The 624-nt window shown below is 35.6% G+C and carries 1 protein-coding gene; it reads left to right on the forward strand.

The genetic code is table 11. The features are described from left to right. The coding region (repM, locus tag L2W58_RS13010) for a replication initiation protein RepM (protein ID WP_236103837.1) at positions 1–624 on the forward strand (624 nt) is incomplete at both ends.

Raw genomic sequence — 624 nt, forward strand, 5'->3', positions numbered from 1 at the left:
TTATTTGATCGCTATGTCACATACCATGACATTAATCCTAAGACAGGTAAGGATCGTAGCTTTCATTGTCGTTGGGTCGACAAAATTGGGTATGAATCTCAATCAGGAATTATTTTCCTACGATTCACCCAAGATATCGTTCCACTCATAACTCGACTTGAAGAAAATTTCACTAAATATGAATTGCAGCAGGTTTCTAGGTTAAGTAGCTCATATGCTATTCGGCTATACGAGCTATTAATTCAATGGAGATCTGCCGGAAAAACGCCACTTTTTGATCTATCTATCTTTAGACAACAACTTGGTGTCAAACCTCATCAATACAAAACAATGAGTAACTTTAAAACATATGTTTTAGATTTTGCTCTTAAGCAGGTAAATGAGTTAACCGATATAACAGCTAAATATGAGCAACATAAAAAAGGGCGTTCTATTTCAGGTTTTTCATTCACTTTCAAACAGAAAAAAATGAGTAATCTGCCAATAAAAAATAAGCGTGACCCAGACACTATAGATATTTTCTCAAAAATGACAGATGCTCAACGCCATCTGTTTTCCCACAAACTGTCAGAACTTCCTGAAATGGGAAAGTATTCTCATGGTACAGAAAGCTATCCGCAATTC

The organism is Dethiosulfovibrio faecalis, assembly GCF_021568795.1.
Lineage (GTDB): Bacteria > Synergistota > Synergistia > Synergistales > Dethiosulfovibrionaceae > Dethiosulfovibrio > Dethiosulfovibrio faecalis.